The organism is Rhodoferax potami, assembly GCF_032193805.1.
GTDB classification, from domain to species: domain Bacteria; phylum Pseudomonadota; class Gammaproteobacteria; order Burkholderiales; family Burkholderiaceae_C; genus Allorhodoferax; species Allorhodoferax potami_A.
In genome coordinates this window covers 3,224,205-3,240,755 of record NZ_JAVBIK010000001.1, presented here as the reverse complement: position 1 = coordinate 3,240,755, position 16,551 = coordinate 3,224,205, and the positions used below count along the sequence as shown (strand labels likewise).

The following is a 16,551-nucleotide window of genomic DNA, read 5'->3' as shown; positions in this document are numbered from 1 at the left end:
GTGGCGCATTTGATTCTTCTGGGCATTGTGTATGTGTCCTTCATCAGTTTGGGGCTGCCGGACGGCATTCTGGGTGTAGCGTGGCCTGCCATTCGCACCGACATGGGCCAGCCCTTGGCGGCGGTGGGTGCTATCACCATCACCATGACCATTTGCTCGGCTACCGCAAGCTTTTTTGCGGGGGCGATTGCCAAGCGCATGGGCACCGGTGCCGTGGTGGCTACCAGTTGCCTGATGACAGCACTGGCCTTGCTAGGCTTTTCGGTCGCGCCCTCTTTCGGCTGGCTGGTAGCACTTGCGGTGCCGCTGGGCTTGGGTGCTGGCGCGGTGGATGCCAGCTTGAACCACTTTGTAGCGGCCCACTATTCGTCCCGCCACATGAACTGGCTGCATGGCTTCTGGGGCGTGGGGGCTACCACCGGCCCACTGATCATGGGCATGGCACTCGCCAGCAGTGGCGGCTGGGCGCTCGGGGTGCGCAGCATCGGGCTGATGCAATTGACGCTCGCCGTGGCACTGTTTGGCACGCTGGCGCTCTGGGCTAAAGAACACGCCAAGCCGCCAGCCAGTGAAGACACGCATGGCGAGGCGGCTTTCAAACCCGTGCGCCCGCTGGCTACTTGGTTGGCGCCCACCTTGTTTTTGTTTTATGTAGCGGCCGAGATGGGCACTGGCCTGTGGGCGGCCAGTATTCTGGTGACCGACCGTAGCCTTACGCAGGCGCAGGCCGGCATCTGGGTGTCGGTGTATTTCGGCTCTATCACCGCCGGGCGTTTTGCGGTGGGGCTGATCGCCAACCGGCTGGGCAACCGCCGGCTGGTGCGGCTGGGCATTTGGGTGGCTGCGGCGGGTGCGCTGATGTTTGCACTGCCCGGCGTGTTTGGCGGCGCGGCCAGCTTCGGGCTGGTGCTCATGGGCTTGGGCTGTGCGCCGATATTCCCGTCGCTCATGCACGAGACCGCACGCCGCTTTCCGGAAGACGTGGCCCGCACCGTCATTGGCCGGCAAATGACCTTTTCCTACGCCGGTGGCTCGGTCATTCCCGCAGGTTTCGGGCTGCTAGCTACCTGGGCCGGCTTGGGCGCGGTGATGCCAGTAGTAGTGGTCATCCTGCTGGCGCTGCTGGCACTGGCCGCAGCGCTCGACCGGATGACCTGACCCGGCCTGTAGCAATCAGGTCCGGGCCAGTTTGCGGGCCAGTTGCTCCAAGCGGGCTTGGTAGCTCACTGCATCAAACGGGCGGCGGGCGCTGCCGCTGTTCACTGCGGCTTGAGCCACCCGCAAGGACACGCTTTGCAACAAGCGCTTGTCCAGCAAAGTGGGCAGAAGCTTGTCTTTGCTGAAGGCAGCGTCTTCACGGGCCAGATCGGCCAGCGCCAACACCGCGGCCTTCTTCATGTCTTCATTGATTTGCGGCGCGCCCACGTCCAGCGCAGCGCGGAACAGGTACGGGAAGCACAGTGCGTTATTGACCTGGTTGGGGTAGTCTGACCGGCCGGTGGCGGTGATGGCGTCTGCCGCGGCAGCCATGACCAGTTCAGGGCGGATTTCAGGCTCAGGGTTGGCCAACGCAAACACCACCGGCTTGGCGGCCATGCTGCGCACCATGTCTTGGCTGACCACACCGGGGCCGGACAGGCCCAGAAACACATCGGCGCCTTGCAGCGCATCGGCTAGGGTGCGGGCGGCAGTGTCGCGGGCCCAAGCGGCTTTTTCGCCGTCATCGCCCTTGGCGCCACGGCCTACGTAAATTACGCCCTTGGAGTCGCACACCACGATGTTGGATTTTTTGGCACCCAGGCTGACCAGCAACTCCAGGCAGGCGTTGGCAGCGGCACCCGCGCCGTTGCACACCAGGGTCGCAGCTTCCAGGGTTTTGCCTTGCAGGCGCAGCGCATTGATCAAGCCGGCGGCCACCACGATGGCGGTGCCGTGTTGGTCGTCATGAAACACAGGGATCGACAAGCGGGCCCGCAGCGCGCGCTCGATCTCAAAGCACTCGGGCGCCTTGATGTCTTCGAGGTTGATGCCGCCAAACGTGGGGTGCAGGCTGGCAATGGTGTTAATGAGTTTTTGCGGGTCGGTCTCGTCGATCTCGATGTCAAACGCATCGATGCCGGCAAAGCGTTTGAACAGCACGGCCTTGCCTTCCATCACCGGCTTGCCGGCCAGCGCACCAATGTTGCCCAGACCCAGCACCGCGGTGCCGTTGGTGATCACAGCCACCAGGTTGCCTTTGGCGGTGTATTGGTACGCAAGCTCGGGGTCGCGCTCAATCTCGAGGCAGGGCACGGCCACACCGGGCGAGTAGGCCAAGGACAGGTCGTCCTGGCTGCCCACGGGCTTGGTGACATGGATCTCGATCTTGCCGCCGATGTCGTCTGAATCACGGGCGCGGTGGTAGGCCAGCGCGGCTTCGTGCAGATTAAAGGCAGCTTCAGCAGCCTGGCCTTGTGGTGGTTGCTCGGCGCCCGCTGCGGTGGGAGCGGCCATCTGGGTTTCGATGAGGGACATGCAAGCGGCGCGGTGAGCGCGGTGAAAATAGGCCAAAGGCGGCGGAGCGCCAGATTCTGCGCGTGTTGCCCGCGCGCGGCCAGCAAAATGTGGGCAAATTCCATGCGGAAATGTCTTCACCGTATGCAGGGCAGACATACCCCGCCCACCCTACAATTTCAACCATGACCAGCCCTACTCCCCAGCGCCCTGTGCGCAGCCAGTACGAAGACTTCATGCGCCATGTGCACACGACGGGTGTGTTCAAACCAGACCGCACCGGCACAGGCACCACCAGCGTGTTCGGGCACCAGATGCGGTTTGACCTGAACGAAGGCTTTCCCCTGGTCACCACCAAAAAAGTGCACCTGCGCAGCATCATCCAAGAGCTGCTGTGGTTTCTGACCGGGTCGAGCAACAACAACTGGCTCAAAGAGCGCGGCGTCACCATCTGGGACGAATGGGCCAACCCCGAAACCGGTGACCTGGGCCCGGTCTACGGCGTCCAGTGGCGCAGCTGGCCCACGCCGGATGGTGGCCACATTGACCAGATTGCCGACGTCATCAAAACCCTCAAGAGCAACCCTGACAGCCGCCGCATCATCGTGAGCGCCTGGAACGTGGCCGAGCTCAACAAAATGGCGCTGATGCCCTGCCACGCGTTCTTCCAGTTTTATGTGGCGCCGGCCGAAACTGAAAGCGGAAAAGGCCGCCTCAGCTGCCAGCTGTACCAGCGCAGTGCCGACATATTTTTGGGCGTGCCCTTCAACATTGCCAGCTACGCCCTGCTCACGCACATGGTGGCGCAGCAGTGCGATCTGGAGGTGGGCGACTTTATCTGGACGGGTGGCGACTGCCACATCTACAGCAACCACCGCGAGCAGGTGGAACTGCAGCTGAGCCGCGCGCCGATGGCTTACCCCACCCTGCATATCAAGCGCAAGCCTGAGAGCATCTTCGACTACCAGTTTGAAGACTTTGAGGTCGAGGGCTACGAGTGCCACCCCGCCATCAAGGCACCGGTTGCGGTGTGATGGCCGGTCTGATGTATTGCCCTCCTCTGAACTTGATTCAAAGAACCCCACAATCTTTGCCATCCTAAGCTCTCAATTTGCCTCGCTCCCACTGACAAACATCTTTCCCTGCTCACTTTGTTCAGGAAGCCGTTGGATTTCAGCGATTTATTAGCCTTACACATGCCTCTAAACAGCATATTGAATACTTTTTACGTCGCGAGATGAGCGCCTTACGTTTTACCAACCGCGAATTGGTCCGCGCTTGGCGCGAACTGAAGGCTGAAGTCACGCCAGCCAATAACCAATCGCGCAAAAACCCTCATCGACTGCTAATGTTTTACGCAGTGGAATGCGGCCTAAAGGCGGTCTGGCTCAAACGTAGAAATCGAGACTTATTCGATGAAGCTGACATTAAGAGAACTGGTCATAACTTACGAGATTTGCTCAAAGAGTTAAATGTCGGAAGCGACTTATCTTTACCAAATGACTTTCAATTGGAGAAGCCCATGCGGCGAGGTCAGTTCGGTGAAATTCATCAAGCTTGGAGATATGGTGGACGGACCATATCTCCTGCAGATCAAGATTGTGAGCAACAGATGCAGCAGGTATTGGATTGGATCGAAGGAGAACTCAAATGAAAGAGCACAACACATTGACCGATCGATTGCTGACTTGGCTGGATATAGAACGGTTGTTAAAACAACGCACAGCACTATGGTCCAGATTGCCCACTGGCATTCTCAGCGTGGATTGCTTTTTCACAGGAATGGAAATCCGGCTTACATCAGAAGCAAGTCAAAAAATAGACCTATGGCTAGAGAGTATTTTTGGGCGCGCATATTCGCCAGAGTCAAAGTCCATACAGCTACGTATTGGGAACGCAAGCTACCCTATCGAATTACATGTGGAAGCAGAATCTGAAGTACTGGAATTGGGCAGAAGCTATCCGCTTTGGCGCGATGTGACGTATATTGCCGTTGATAAAAATGATGAATCAAATAGCGGCGAAGATGCCATATCGGCTACTCCACTAACATTAAGCAGCGCCGCATTAAAACCGACTCGGTTTACTGGGGGCCCCGACTTGGTTTCATTTCACTCGTTTAAAGGCGGTGTGGGACGTACTACGGCGTTAATGACCTATGTATCAGCCTGTTTGGGTAACAAAAGCCCGGGTGCCAAGAAAATTTTAGTAGTTGACGCTGACTTGGAGGCTCCGGGTGTCAGTTTTTGGCTTGATGAAGCGAACCAGCCGAATGTGTCTTTCGTGCAGTTTCTCGAAGCTTTGCATTACCCACCGGCAGGACTGGAGGCCAGTCTAGATTTCTTTGCGGAAGAGTTACGTAAAACCTCACTGAGTTTAGGTAGTTTGCAGCGAGAGTTGTTTGTGCTGCCCGCTGCGTTAGACCTAGCCGAAATCCAAGACATGCCCGTAGTTCCGGAGCATTTAGCTCGGGATCCGATCAATCCATGGAAGCTTAGCGATCACTTACACGCACTTGGCAAACGACTAGGAGCTGATGTTGTTTTCATAGACCTTCGAGCTGGACTGAGTGAGTTGGCGAGCCCTATTCTGTTCGATCCACGCATTGATCATTTTTTCGTCACAACAGTGGCACCTCAGTCGGTACTAGGAATGGCGGAGGTACTGCGGCGCCTATACGCCAACAATCAGCTGTTGCCTGATGACTGGCAGGATGCAGCGCGCCCTACGGTGGTACTTAGTCTCTTGACAAAAGAATTACGCGATGCGGGACTCTACGAAAAAGCACTGAAAACGCTGGGGGCGGCGTATCCGACTGAGGATCCGCTAACGCCATCAGTGCAATGGCTTGAGGCTGAATTTCTGAGCACATTAATGTCAATTGGCTCACTTCGCGAGGCAATAGAGAACCTACCTCAGTCTCAACGTCTCTTTTCCAGTGCTACTGATTGGGCGCACGCCCTGTATGCCCAGAATCCACTCGAAGGCTCACAACTCTCTGCAACTGATACCAGCGAAGTATTAGCTCGCCAGAAGTCTGCAGAGCAGCTATTTGAAGTCTGCAAGGCTGCTGAATTTGCCGAGGGAAACCAAGCTAGTTCAATTCTCTCAACGGAGCCCTTGCTTAACTTAGGAAAACATTTCGCTCACGCGCTTCCGAACGTACTAATGATCGGCGCTAAAGGTGCCGGGAAGACCTTCACTTTCCGCCAAGTAGTGCTTGCAGGATCATGGCGAAATTTTTTGGGGAAACTTGGCTTTGATCCAACGAATACAGGTGATGCATCCATTTTTCCGGCACTGTGGTCAGACAACATCACAGACAAACCCAGTGGAGAAATCAAGACAGCACAAAGCCGAGCAGTTGAATCTATTGGAGGCGACAAAAAAAGTTTGCTTAGTGGAAACGAACTACGCAAACATATTGAAGCAGCACTTCAGGATCCACCCAAGTATTGGGATGATTTTTGGGATGAGCTTATCGCTGCCCAATTTGGGTTTCCCCATGGGAGTTTGAAAGATGTTAACGAAGCCTTCATTAGTAAATCTGTACGTACAGTTTTGGTTTTTGATGGTATCGAAGACGTGTTCAGTGATGCAGATGTATACCCCGCAGGTGACGCCATACAGGCGTTACTCAGATTACCCAACCGCATTGATGAGCTAGCCAATCCACATTTAGGTGCTTTGGTCTTTGTGCGAATTGACTATGTGCAGTCAACTATTCGGCAAAACACCGGACAGTGGTTACAACGGTTTCAACCATTTAGACTGCATTGGAATGCTGAAAGCTTTTTGCGCCTTGCATACATGCTGAGTAGTCAAGCAGGTCTTCACTCATCGACGCGCTCCCCCGAATCCCTGCATCTAGAAGAGTTAAAACTCGAGTTGGAGCTACTGTGGGGTAAGAAACTGGGTAACGAGAAGTCTAAAGAAGCACATTCCGCGAGATGGGTATATGCAGCGCTCTGCGACCTAAAGGGAAATGTTCAGGCGCGAGATTTAGTCCGCTTCTTAAAGTTCGCAGCAGACGAAGAAGTGAAACGTACAGGACCAACTGCGCCAAAACGAGTTTTAGCACCTGAATCCATGCGTAAGGCTGTACCTCGTTGCAGTGAAGAAAAGGTGACCGAAGCTAAAGCGGAGATCGCTTCACTCAGAAGATGGTCAGAGCTGATGACGGAAAAAAACATCCGTAATTTGAAAGTACCTTTTAGCGCATCCCTAGCTGGTCTGGATGCCGGCACATTAAGCACGTTGCAAGAAATCGGCGTGATTTACGAGGACCTCGATGGAAAACTGGGAGATGAGCGATTGTTCCTGCCAGAAATCTATAGGTATGGACTCGGATTTGAAACATCTGCGGCAGGCCGTCCACGCATGCAAGCACTGCTTAAAAAGAACATAGGAGTGATACCTCTTTAGGAAGCTAAAACAAGTGGCGGACACCAAATGTCGAGCATTTTTTGTGACGTAAAGCCATTGATCTCATGTAAAGCAGACACTCACTAATCGAACAATGAATATCAATTGCCAACCAAAAATCTCCCAATCATGCCCCGCCTTCACTTGATTTACGCGCGTGCTGCCAACGGCGTGATCGGCGCAAACGGCACCCTGCCCTGGCATTTGCCCGAGGACTTGGCCCACTTCAAGCGGACCACGCTGGGCTGCCCGGTGATCATGGGGCGCAAGACCTGGGACTCGCTGCCCCCGAAGTTCCGCCCACTGCCCGGCCGTGCCAACATCGTTGTCACCCGCCAGCCGGATTGGAATGAAACTGGTGCCCAGCGCGCGTCTGACATGCGCGAGGCGCTACAAATTTGTGAGCAATCTGCAGACGTTTGGGTGATTGGCGGTGCACAGCTCTATACCTTGGCCGAGCCACTGGCCACCACCGCAGTGGTGACTGAGATTGAGCAAGACTTTGTGGGGGACGCTTACGCACCCCACTTGGGTGAGGCGTGGCTGGAAACCGCCCGCGAGCGCCATACGGCAGCTAGCGGGCTGGGGTTCAGCCTAGTGACCTACACCCGCCGCTAAGCGGGCAAGCGCTTATTTCTTGCTGGATTGGTGGCCGATCACGCCACCTGCGGCTGCACCTGCTGCGGTACCCAGCACACCGCCACCGATTACGTTGCCTGCGACGCCACCAATCACCGCGCCAACGGCGGTGTTCTTCTCACGGGTAGTCATACCGGCGCAGCCGCTCAAAACCATGAGGGCCAACACGACTGCGGTGCTACGGAGGGAAGTGGATGTATTTTTCATGGAACGACCTTTTTTTGATCAACAAAATGTGATGGTCGAAGTGTCTGCAGGCTTGTGTGCGCTGGGTAGCAGACAGCGCCGCAAAGGCGTGTAGGTACAGTCCTACATACATTCGGGTGGATGGCCCATGGCGAACGCGTATGTTCGCAGGCACACTACAACCCAACCCCACCACCGGTAATCCCCCCAATTTCCACCGGACCTAAAAGTAGAACGGTTATGCAGCCATGGCCAAGTGCTGCATTGGGGTGAAACCGCCCAGGGCCATATTCGGGCGGTCGTGATTGTAGGACCACATCCACTGCGTGGCGAAGTCCTGAACTTCTTCAATACTGGACCAGTAATACTGGGATAGCCATTCGTATCGAACAGTCCTGTTAAACCGTTCGACATAGGCATTCTGCTGTGGCTTGCCCGGCTGGATATATTCAAACCGGATGCCCCATTCCTCGGCCCAGTTCTGGATGGTGCCACTGATGTTCTCGGGCCCGTTGTCACATCGAATCACTTGCGGCTTGCCACGCCAGGAAATGATCTGCTTCAATGCTCGGATCACCCGCTCCGACGGCAGCGAGAAGTCCACCTCAATGCCCAGCGCCTCACGGTTGAAGTCGTCGATGACATTGAACAAGCGCAGGTTACGGCCGTCCTCCAGCTTGTCGTGCATGAAGTCCATCGACCAGACCTGATTGATGGCCTCTGGCACAGCCAAAGGCTCGGGCTTCTCACGCACCAAGCGCTTCCTAGGCTTGATACGTAGGTTCAACTCCAGCTCACGATAGATGCGGTACACGCGTTTATGGTTCCACCCGAAACTCTTCACATTGCGCAGATACAGGTAGCACAGGCCAAAGCCCCAGTTGCGGTGGTTGTCCGTCAGCCGCATCAACCAATCAGCGATGAGTTCATTCTCAGCGTTTTGCTTGGACTCGTAGCGGTAGCAGGATTCGCTGATTGAGAACACGGAACAGGCGACCCGTATGGCAAGCCCACGCTGCTGCACGACTTCTTTGGCCATCTCGCGCCGGCGAGACGGCCGGCTTACTTTTTTGCGAGGTACTCGTTGGCGATCTCGGCCTTGAGTTTCTCTTCCAGATACATCTTCTTAAGCCGCCGGTTCTCGTCTTCGAGTTCCTTCATGCGGGCCATCATGGATGTGTCCATGCCACCAAACTTGGCACGCCACTTGTAGAACGTGGCGGTGCTGATCCCCAACTCACGACAGATATCAGGAACCGGCAAACCGGCTTCAACACGCTTCAATGCAGCCATGATCTGGCTATCCGTAAATCTCGACTTCTTCACGTAGAACTTCCTTCTTAGAAAATTCTACTTCTCGGTCCTTTGGTTTATCGGGGGGATTACCCACCCACAATATGACCGTGCTCACCACCTATCTCGTCGAAGACAGCCCGGTCATTCAGCAAAGCCTGATTGCCACGCTGCAAGAACTCACCCCTGTGGCCGTCGTTGGCATGGCAGCGGACGAGCAAGCTGCGCTGCAATGGCTGGCGGACCCTGCGCACGAGGCGGAGCTGGTCATCGTGGATATTTTTTTGCGCAGCGGCTCCGGCGTCGGCGTGCTGCGGGGAGCACAACAAAACAAGCCCCCACGGCATATGGTGGTGTTGAGCAACTACGCCACCCCTGACGTGCGCGCCACCTGTATGGCACTGGGGGCACAGCAAGTATTTGATAAATCGACCGAAATAGACGCGCTGATTCTCTACTGCCAAACGCTGGCAGCAAGCGGCATGCAGCCTGCTCCAGCCGCTTGATACGGCTACTGGATCAGGCCGTTTTTGAGGCCGTAATAGGTCAAATCGCTGTTCGATTCGAGGCGCATTTTCTCCATCACCCGGGTGCGGTAGGTGCTGACGGTTTTCACACTGAGTGACATGCTGGTAGCAATATGCCCCACCGTCTCACCACGGGCCAGCCGCAAGAAAACCTGCAACTCGCGCTCAGAGAGCTGGGTGTGCAAAGGCTTGTCCGCATCATCGCCTAACCCGTCTGCCAACAACTCTGCCACGCCGGGGGTGATGTATTTGCGTCCACGGTGCACGGTGCGAATGGCTTTGACGATGTCTTCGGGATCGCAATCTTTGTTCAGGTACCCACTGGCCCCTTGGCGCAGCAGGGTCGTGGCGTAATGGACTTCGGCAAACCCACTCAAAATCAACACCGGCAGGTCAGGTGCGCGCGCCTTGATGGCCACCAGCGCGTCGACGCCGCTGTGGTCGGGCATGGAAATGTCCATCACCATCACATCCACCTCGCCCTGGCGCACGATGTCCAAAGCATCTCGGCCATTCACCGCCTCGGCCACGACCTGAAAGTCGGGCTGGTCGGCAAAAAACTGGCGCAGCCCGGCGCGCACCATCGCGTGGTCATCAACAATGGCAATCCTGATCATGGGCGCATAAAGATAGTCATGCGCCATGATCCCACAGTTCTCTGCAGGTCCTTCCCATGAAAAAAATCACAGCCCTCCAGCGCCATCCTCTGGTCATTGCCTGCGCTCTCGCAGCCGCAGGAGCCGTGCTGTTTGTGAGTGAGGCTTCTTACTGGCGGTCTACCACCACACTGCAAGAATTGACCGAGATGGGCATGGCGCGCACCCAAATCCAGACGCTGGAGCGCAGCATGCTGGATGCCGAAACAGGCCAGCGCGGCTACCTGCTCACCCAACGCAAAGAGTACCTCGAACCCTATGCCACTGCGCTGCTTCGCATCGAAGATGCCTATAAGGTGTTGGATGCGTATTACGGCAGTGATCCGGAGTCACAAGCGCTGCTGCAACGCTTGCACACGTTGACAGAGACCAAGCTCTCCGAGCTGGCCTTGACGCTGCAGCTGTTTGACGAAGGCCGAGGCAAAGCCGGGCGCGAGATTTTGATGACCGATATCGGCCGCGAAAAGATGGACGCCATTCGTGCGACCAGTGCCGAGCTGCTGGCCTACCAAACCCGGGCGGTCAGCGATAGCCGCTCTGCGCTGATCAGCACCTTGGTGCTGGACCGGTTGGGTGTTGCGGTGCTCAGTCTCGTGAGCCTGTTGGCTTTGTTTTTATACCTGCGCCAGTCGCAGGCGCTCAAGCTCCAGCAAATGGAGCTGCAACGCGTGGTGCAGCTGGAACGCGACCGCCTGGAGGTCGAAGTTGCCAATCGAACTGCGGAGTTGATCGAACTAGCCCAGCACTTGCAAACCGCACGCGAGGACGAGCGCCAACGCCTTGCACGCAACCTGCATGACGATCTGGGCTCCTTGCTGACCTCCGCCAAGCTGGATGCGGCTCGCATCAAATCACGCATCACGGTGGCGGCACCCGAGGCGCTGGATTTGCTGGCCCATCTGGTCGGCACCCTGAATACCGGTATTGCGCTGGGCCGCCGCATTATTGAAGATCTGCGCCCCTCTTCGCTCAGCAACCTAGGCTTGGTTGCTGCGCTTGAAATTCTGGCGCGCGAGTACGCGGCACCGTCCGGGGTAGCCGTTCACTGCCAACTGGAACCGGTGGCATTGCGGCCCTCCGCAGAACTGGTGGTGTACCGGCTTGTGCAAGAGGCCATCACCAACATCGCCAAATATGCGCAGGCACGCACCATTTGGATTGAACTCTGCACCCGGGCTGGTCAGGTGGAGGTCTCGGTGCGCGACGATGGTGTGGGCTTTGACACCAGCACCAAGCCCACTTCCGCCTACGGGCTGGTGGGTATGCGCTTTCGTGTCGGCGCAGAGGGCGGAAGCTTGCAGCTGCAGTCCCGCCCCGGGCAGGGCACCCAAATTCTGGCCAAGTTTCCACCACTCTCCACAGACGCGGGGTGAGGGTGTCGGAGGCGTCCTACAAGCGGGCGCGCCTTTAACCCACGGCCACACAGCAAGGTGACTGATGGCCGCACTGTGTGCGAAAACGCACACTAGGGCATCTGTTGAAGGAACCCTGATGTTGCATTACGCCGTTGTTTTTTTTGTCATTGCCCTGATCGCGGCGCTTTTCGGTTTTGGTGGCATTGCCGCCAGCGCCGTAGAGATAGGCAAGATTTTGTTTTTCGTCTTCCTGGTGCTCGCGGTGCTGAGCTACCTGTTCGGATTCCTCCGGAAGAAATAAACAGCGCCCCCCTTCCCATTCCCATTCACTTCACTACTGGAAACTCACCATGAACATTCGCACCCTCTTCGCCTTGGCTTTTGCCGCCCTGCTCGCTTTGACTGCTACCGGCTGCGCCGTACAGCGCGGCCAATCCACGGTGGGGGCTTATGTTGATGACACTGCCATCACCACCAGCATCAAGAGCCGCTTTGTCGAAAACAAAATCGTGGACGCCGCCGCCATCAGCGTGGAAACCCTCAACGGGACCGTAATGCTGTCCGGATTTGCCAAAAGCCCGGATGAAAAATCCACCGCAGCGACGCTGGCTTGGAGCGTCATGGGCGTCAAGGCCGTGAAGAACGAGATCACCGTGCGCCCGTAAGCTACGTCGTCTGACTCGGTCAGACAGGGGCCCTGCACTTCTCCCGGAGTGCAGGGCTTTTTTGCGTTCGGGGCATCCTCGCAAGGCCCGCAAATGGCGGGGAGCGGTGAGAAAATCCAGGGTCTCTGCACCGCAGCATCTATTTTTTCTGAATCACCTATGAAACTCGCCACCTGGAACGTCAACTCTTTGGGCGTGCGCCTGCCGCAAGTGCTGGAGTGGCTGGCCGCCAACCCGGTCGATGTGCTTGCCCTGCAAGAGCTCAAGCTGACTGACGACAAATTTCCTGCCGACGCGTTTGAAGCCATCGGCTACCACGCGCAATGGTTTGGCCAAAAGACCTATAACGGCGTGGCCCTGCTAACGCGGACTCCGGCGGATGCCGTAGTCAAAAACATCCCCGGCTTTGACGACGACATGTCCCGCGTGATCACCGGCACGGTGGAGGGAATACGCGTGATCGGCGCTTACTTCCCCAACGGGCAAGAGCCGGGCAGCGACAAGTTTGAGTACAAGATGGAGTGGCTCACCGCCCTGCGCCGCTGGGTGAAAGACGAGCTGGCCGCGCACCCGAACCTGGTGCTGATGGGCGACTACAACATCACTTTTGACGAGGACGATGTGTGGGACCCGGTGAACCTGGAAGGCACCATCCACTGCACCGAGGAAGAGCGATACCACCTACGCGCTTTGGTGGCATTGGGCCTGTGCGACAGCTACCGGTTGTTCCCCTACCCGCCCAAAAGCTTCAGTTGGTGGGACTACCGGGATGCGGGCTTCCGCCGTAACCGGGGTATGCGCATTGACCACATTCTGGTGAGCCAGGCGCTCAAACCGCGGGTGACCGGCTGCGTGATTGACAAGACGCCTCGCAAAAACGAGCGCCCCAGCGATCACGCGCCGGTGGTGGTCGAGATCATCCCAGCCCCAGCTCCTGGATCTTCCGCGTAATCGTGTTGCGGCCGATACCCAGTTTTTGAGCCGCTTCAATACGACGGCCTTTGGTGTTCGCCAAGGCCGCCAGAATCAAGCGGGACTCAAAACGCCGGGTGAGTGTGTCCCACACATCCGCTTTGCCGGAGCCGAGTAGCGCAATCGCTTCGGTTTCGAGCTCGGCCTCCCAGCCTTCCAAAGGGCCTTGGGCGGCTGCGGCACGGGCCAATACATGCGACAGGTCTTCACCGCCCTCATGCGACAAAGACGCCGAGGCGTGCGAATCCAGGGGCAACTCTTTGAGGTGCGCCTCGGGCGTGGGGGCAAACACCGGCTTGGCCAGCAGTGAATCGCCAGCTTCAGCGCGCCCTTGATTGACCTCGGGCGGCAAGTCTTTGCGCTCAATCACCTGGGCTGGCGCCATCACGGTCAGCCAGTGGCAGATGTTTTCCAGCTGACGCACGTTGCCCGGAAAGCCAAAGCCCTCCAGCCAGGCCAATGCGGAATCAGAAATACGCTTGGGCTCCACCCCCAGTTGCTTGGCGCTTTGCTGCAAAAAGTGGCGGGTCAGCATGGACACGTCTTCCTTGCGCTCGCGCAGCGCGGGCAGGCGCAGGCGGATCACGTTCAGGCGGTGGAACAAGTCTTCACGGAACACACCGTCTTTGACGCGCTGCTCCAGGTTCTGGTGAGTGGCCGCAATCACGCGCACGTTGGATTTAACGGCACTGTGCCCGCCCACGCGGTAGAAGTGACCGTCGCTCAAGACGCGCAGCAAACGGGTCTGCAGCTCAAACGGCATGTCGCCGATTTCGTCCAGAAACAGCGTGCCGCCATCGGCCTGCTCAAAGCGGCCACGGCGCATGGTTTGCGCGCCAGTGAAAGCGCCGCGCTCATGGCCGAAGAGTTCACTCTCCAACAGGTCTTTGGGAATCGCAGCGGTGTTGATAGCCACAAACGGGCCATCGGCGCGCGGAGAATGCTTGTGCAACGCACGGGCCACCAGCTCTTTGCCGGAGCCGGATTCGCCAGTGATCATCACCGTGACATTACTCTGGCTCAAGCGGCCAATGGCACGGAACACGTCCTGCATGGCGGGCGCCTGCCCTAGCATTTCAGGGGACTCGGCCATGCGCTCTTCGGCCACTTCTTCGCGCTGGCTTTCTTCTACGGCACGGCGGATCAGCTCCACCGCTTTGGGCAGGTCGAAGGGCTTGGGCAGGTATTCAAAAGCGCCGCCTTGAAAGGCGCTGACCGCGCTGTCCAGATCCGAGAAAGCCGTCATGATGATGACGGGCAGGCCGGGGTGTTTGGCTTTGACTTTTTCGAGCAGGTCGAGGCCGGAGCCTCCGGGCATGCGGATGTCGCTCACCAGAATCTGCGGACCTTCATCGTCTGCTGCGGTGCTCAGCGCAGTCAGTACATCGCGTGGATTGGAAAAGCTGCGTGTGGGCAAATGCTCACGCAGCAGTGCCTTCTCCAGCACGAAGCGGATGGACTGGTCATCATCTACGATCCAAATCGGCTTCATGTTGTGTGGCACCCTATGTTTTTGTCGGTCTGTTACGGTAACGGAATCAATATTTTGAAGTCCGTACGGCCCGGCACGCTGTCCACTTCAATCAGTCCGTGATGTTGCTGAACAAAGGTTTGCGCCAGTGTGAGCCCCAGTCCGGAACCACCTTCCCTGCCCGATACCAACGGGTAAAAAATGCGGTCTCTGATCGAATCTGGCACGCCAGGTCCGTTGTCAATGACATGCAATTCCAATGCCAACCGGTAACGCTGTTTGCCAAAGGTGATCTGCCGTGTCACTCGGGTCTTGAATGTCACACAACCGTCACCCGCCGCAATGCGCTCTGCCAGCGCCTGGCAAGCGTTGTGGGCTATGTTCAGCACGGTTTGAATGAGCTGCTCGCGGTCACCCCGGAATTCGGGAATGGAGATGTCATAGTCCCGCACTACCCGCAAGCCCTTGGGAAACTCAGCAAGGATGAGCGAGCGCACCCGCTCACACACCTCGTGAATATTCACATCGCCCACCAAGTGGGGCCGGCGGTGCGGCGCCAGCAGGCGGTCTACCAGGCTCTGCAGGCGATCCGCCTCATGAATGATGACCTGCGTGTATTCGGTGAGCTCAGGAGACTCCATCTCCATCTCGAGCAGTTGCGCCGCGCCACGAATGCCACCCAAAGGGTTCTTGATTTCGTGGGCGAGGTTACGGATTAGCTCTTTGTTGGTCTGGGCCTGCTCGGCGAGGCGCTCTTCGCGGTCTTGGCGGGTTTGCTGCTCTTGGGGCACCATTTCCACAATGATGTCGTTGGATGCCTCCGTGCGGGTCACGATGACGTGCACCGGCATGGACTCCAGCCCGGCACGCTTGAGCCACGCGTCGTAGCGCAGTGCTGCAAACGCATTGTCCAACGCACCTTCGAGGGCGCTGTGCAGCTGTGCAGGTTCGGTGAATACGTCGGCAAAGTTGGAGCCGATGATGGTCCGGCGCGAAATGCCCAAGGCATCTTCCAGTGCCGCATTGGAGAACTGCACAGACGCGTCGGCCGTGACCACTGCCACCAAGGTCGCTAGCAGGTCAAAAGAATGGAATCGCTCCATGAGGCTTGTCCGCGGAAAAAGGAAATTAAATAACCGGATCCATGGCTCCGCCCGGCAAGGCGGGCACTTGCCCGGACCTTATTGCTTGGAGCTACTGCCCGGCAAACGACCAAGCTCCCGCCGGATGCCCGCTATGTCACTTTCGTTGCGGGACAGCGCTGCTTTGAGCTCGGAAACCCGATCCAGGTATTTTTGATGATTGCGAGTCTCGGGGCCCAGCTTTTCAGGCTCCCCGTTGTTGTACTCTTTGTTCAGCTCGATCTGACGGGCCTCGGCCTTTTTGAGCTCGGTCTCGAGAATCAAACGGGCATCAGAGTCTTTGGCTTTTTGATCCGCGCTATCGATACGCGGCGCGCTGCTTGCGGGCGGCGCCGATGCCACCTTCACCCCTGGTGCTGCTGCTGCGGGCTTCTGCCCCTGCACCACCGTGACATTGCCGCCCGAGACAAGCTTGCAGGTCTTGGCCTGCGCTTCGGTCACGGTGTTGGTGTACTCATTACCACACCGGTAGATACGCTCCTGCGCCGAGGCTCCTAGCGTCGTGCCGGCGGTCAAGCAAAGAATCAGGAGTGTGGGTTTCATGCTGTGTCAGTAACTACGCTCGGTTTGGTAAGCGCTGTGATTCAGTATCCGTCAAAAAGTGCCCCGGGACAAAGGCCCTGAGTATCCCCGAGGTTCGGGTGGCGATATGTGTCCAAGTGTTCCATAAAAAAAGGACGGCTCGCGCCGTCCTTCTTTGTTCATCACAGTGCTTTGCAGCGCCGGG

At 57.4% G+C, this 16,551-nt stretch carries 17 protein-coding genes; 10 read left to right on the top strand and 7 right to left on the bottom strand.

Features of this window, described 5'->3' with window-relative positions:
• Entirely contained in the window at positions 1-1,158 is a 1,158-nt protein-coding gene (locus RAE19_RS15635; protein WP_313875751.1) for an MFS transporter, read from the top strand.
• A gap of 15 nt (positions 1,159-1,173) precedes the next feature.
• Here the strand turns inward: RAE19_RS15635 and RAE19_RS15630 are convergent, their stop codons facing one another.
• Positions 1,174-2,514, bottom strand: coding sequence for a malic enzyme-like NAD(P)-binding protein (locus RAE19_RS15630; protein ID WP_430962545.1), 1,341 nt, complete (start codon positions 2,512-2,514; stop codon positions 1,174-1,176).
• Between the two features lie 164 nt (positions 2,515-2,678).
• Between RAE19_RS15630 and RAE19_RS15625 the strand changes: the two genes are divergently transcribed.
• The 4 genes from RAE19_RS15625 to RAE19_RS15610 all read left to right on the top strand — a co-directional run bounded on the left by RAE19_RS15625 (position 2,679) and on the right by RAE19_RS15610 (position 7,536).
• Positions 2,679-3,527, top strand: a complete 849-nt coding sequence (locus RAE19_RS15625; protein WP_313875750.1) for a thymidylate synthase — start codon at positions 2,679-2,681, stop codon at positions 3,525-3,527.
• A 203-nt stretch (positions 3,528-3,730) separates the two neighbouring features.
• A complete protein-coding gene (locus RAE19_RS15620; RefSeq protein ID WP_313875749.1) occupies positions 3,731-4,147 on the top strand; it encodes a hypothetical protein in 417 nt (138 codons plus the stop codon).
• Positions 4,144-6,918 (top strand): ParA family protein, encoded by a 2,775-nt coding sequence (locus RAE19_RS15615; RefSeq protein WP_313875748.1) that lies wholly within the window; start codon positions 4,144-4,146, stop codon positions 6,916-6,918. The genes RAE19_RS15620 and RAE19_RS15615 overlap by 4 nt, the downstream gene beginning before the upstream one ends.
• 129 nt (positions 6,919-7,047) lie before the next feature.
• On the top strand, positions 7,048-7,536 hold the full coding sequence (locus RAE19_RS15610) for a dihydrofolate reductase (protein ID WP_313875747.1): 489 nt from the start codon (positions 7,048-7,050) through the stop codon (positions 7,534-7,536).
• Between the two features lie 12 nt (positions 7,537-7,548).
• On the opposite strand, the gene RAE19_RS15605 is transcribed toward RAE19_RS15610, so the two are convergent.
• Positions 7,549-7,764 (bottom strand): glycine zipper 2TM domain-containing protein, encoded by a 216-nt coding sequence (locus RAE19_RS15605; RefSeq protein ID WP_313875746.1) that lies wholly within the window; start codon positions 7,762-7,764, stop codon positions 7,549-7,551.
• Between the two features lie 217 nt (positions 7,765-7,981).
• Positions 7,982-9,069 (bottom strand): IS3 family transposase gene (locus RAE19_RS15600; RefSeq protein WP_313873731.1). Its coding sequence is split into 2 segments (ribosomal slippage): positions 7,982-8,808 and positions 8,808-9,069, totalling 1,089 coding nucleotides; the frame shifts between segments, so codons are not numbered across the junction.
• 71 nt (positions 9,070-9,140) lie between these two features.
• On the opposite strand from RAE19_RS15600, the gene RAE19_RS15595 reads away from it, so the two are divergent.
• Positions 9,141-9,542: a response regulator gene (locus tag RAE19_RS15595; RefSeq protein ID WP_313875745.1), complete on the top strand. Its 402-nt coding sequence runs from the start codon at positions 9,141-9,143 to the stop codon at positions 9,540-9,542.
• Positions 9,543-9,547: 5 nt separating this feature from the next.
• On the opposite strand, the gene RAE19_RS15590 is transcribed toward RAE19_RS15595, so the two are convergent.
• Positions 9,548-10,180, bottom strand: coding sequence for a response regulator transcription factor (locus tag RAE19_RS15590; RefSeq protein ID WP_313876250.1), 633 nt, complete (start codon positions 10,178-10,180; stop codon positions 9,548-9,550).
• A 56-nt stretch (positions 10,181-10,236) separates the two neighbouring features.
• Here RAE19_RS15590 and RAE19_RS15585 point away from each other — a divergent pair, with 56 nt between their 5' ends.
• The 4 genes from RAE19_RS15585 to RAE19_RS15570 all read left to right on the top strand — a co-directional run bounded on the left by RAE19_RS15585 (position 10,237) and on the right by RAE19_RS15570 (position 13,190).
• Positions 10,237-11,592 (top strand): CHASE3 domain-containing protein, encoded by a 1,356-nt coding sequence (locus tag RAE19_RS15585; RefSeq protein ID WP_313875744.1) that lies wholly within the window; start codon positions 10,237-10,239, stop codon positions 11,590-11,592.
• 118 nt (positions 11,593-11,710) lie between these two features.
• A complete protein-coding gene (locus RAE19_RS15580; protein WP_313875743.1) occupies positions 11,711-11,875 on the top strand; it encodes a DUF1328 domain-containing protein in 165 nt (54 codons plus the stop codon).
• Positions 11,876-11,924: 49 nt separating this feature from the next.
• A complete protein-coding gene (locus tag RAE19_RS15575) occupies positions 11,925-12,239 on the top strand; it encodes a BON domain-containing protein (protein ID WP_313875742.1) in 315 nt (104 codons plus the stop codon).
• A 159-nt stretch (positions 12,240-12,398) separates the two neighbouring features.
• Positions 12,399-13,190, top strand: coding sequence for an exodeoxyribonuclease III (locus RAE19_RS15570; RefSeq protein WP_313875741.1), 792 nt, complete (start codon positions 12,399-12,401; stop codon positions 13,188-13,190).
• Here the strand turns inward: RAE19_RS15570 and ntrC are convergent.
• From ntrC to RAE19_RS15555, 3 genes are all read right to left on the bottom strand, one after another.
• Positions 13,156-14,703: a nitrogen regulation protein NR(I) gene (gene ntrC, locus RAE19_RS15565; RefSeq protein ID WP_313875740.1), complete on the bottom strand. Its 1,548-nt coding sequence runs from the start codon at positions 14,701-14,703 to the stop codon at positions 13,156-13,158. The two genes, RAE19_RS15570 and ntrC, sit on opposite strands and share 35 nt — an antisense overlap.
• A gap of 32 nt (positions 14,704-14,735) precedes the next feature.
• On the bottom strand, positions 14,736-15,785 hold the full coding sequence (glnL, locus tag RAE19_RS15560; RefSeq protein ID WP_313875739.1) for a nitrogen regulation protein NR(II): 1,050 nt from the start codon (positions 15,783-15,785) through the stop codon (positions 14,736-14,738).
• A gap of 78 nt (positions 15,786-15,863) precedes the next feature.
• Positions 15,864-16,367 (bottom strand): hypothetical protein, encoded by a 504-nt coding sequence (locus RAE19_RS15555; RefSeq protein WP_313875738.1) that lies wholly within the window; start codon positions 16,365-16,367, stop codon positions 15,864-15,866.
• Between the last annotated feature and the right edge of the window lie 184 nt (positions 16,368-16,551).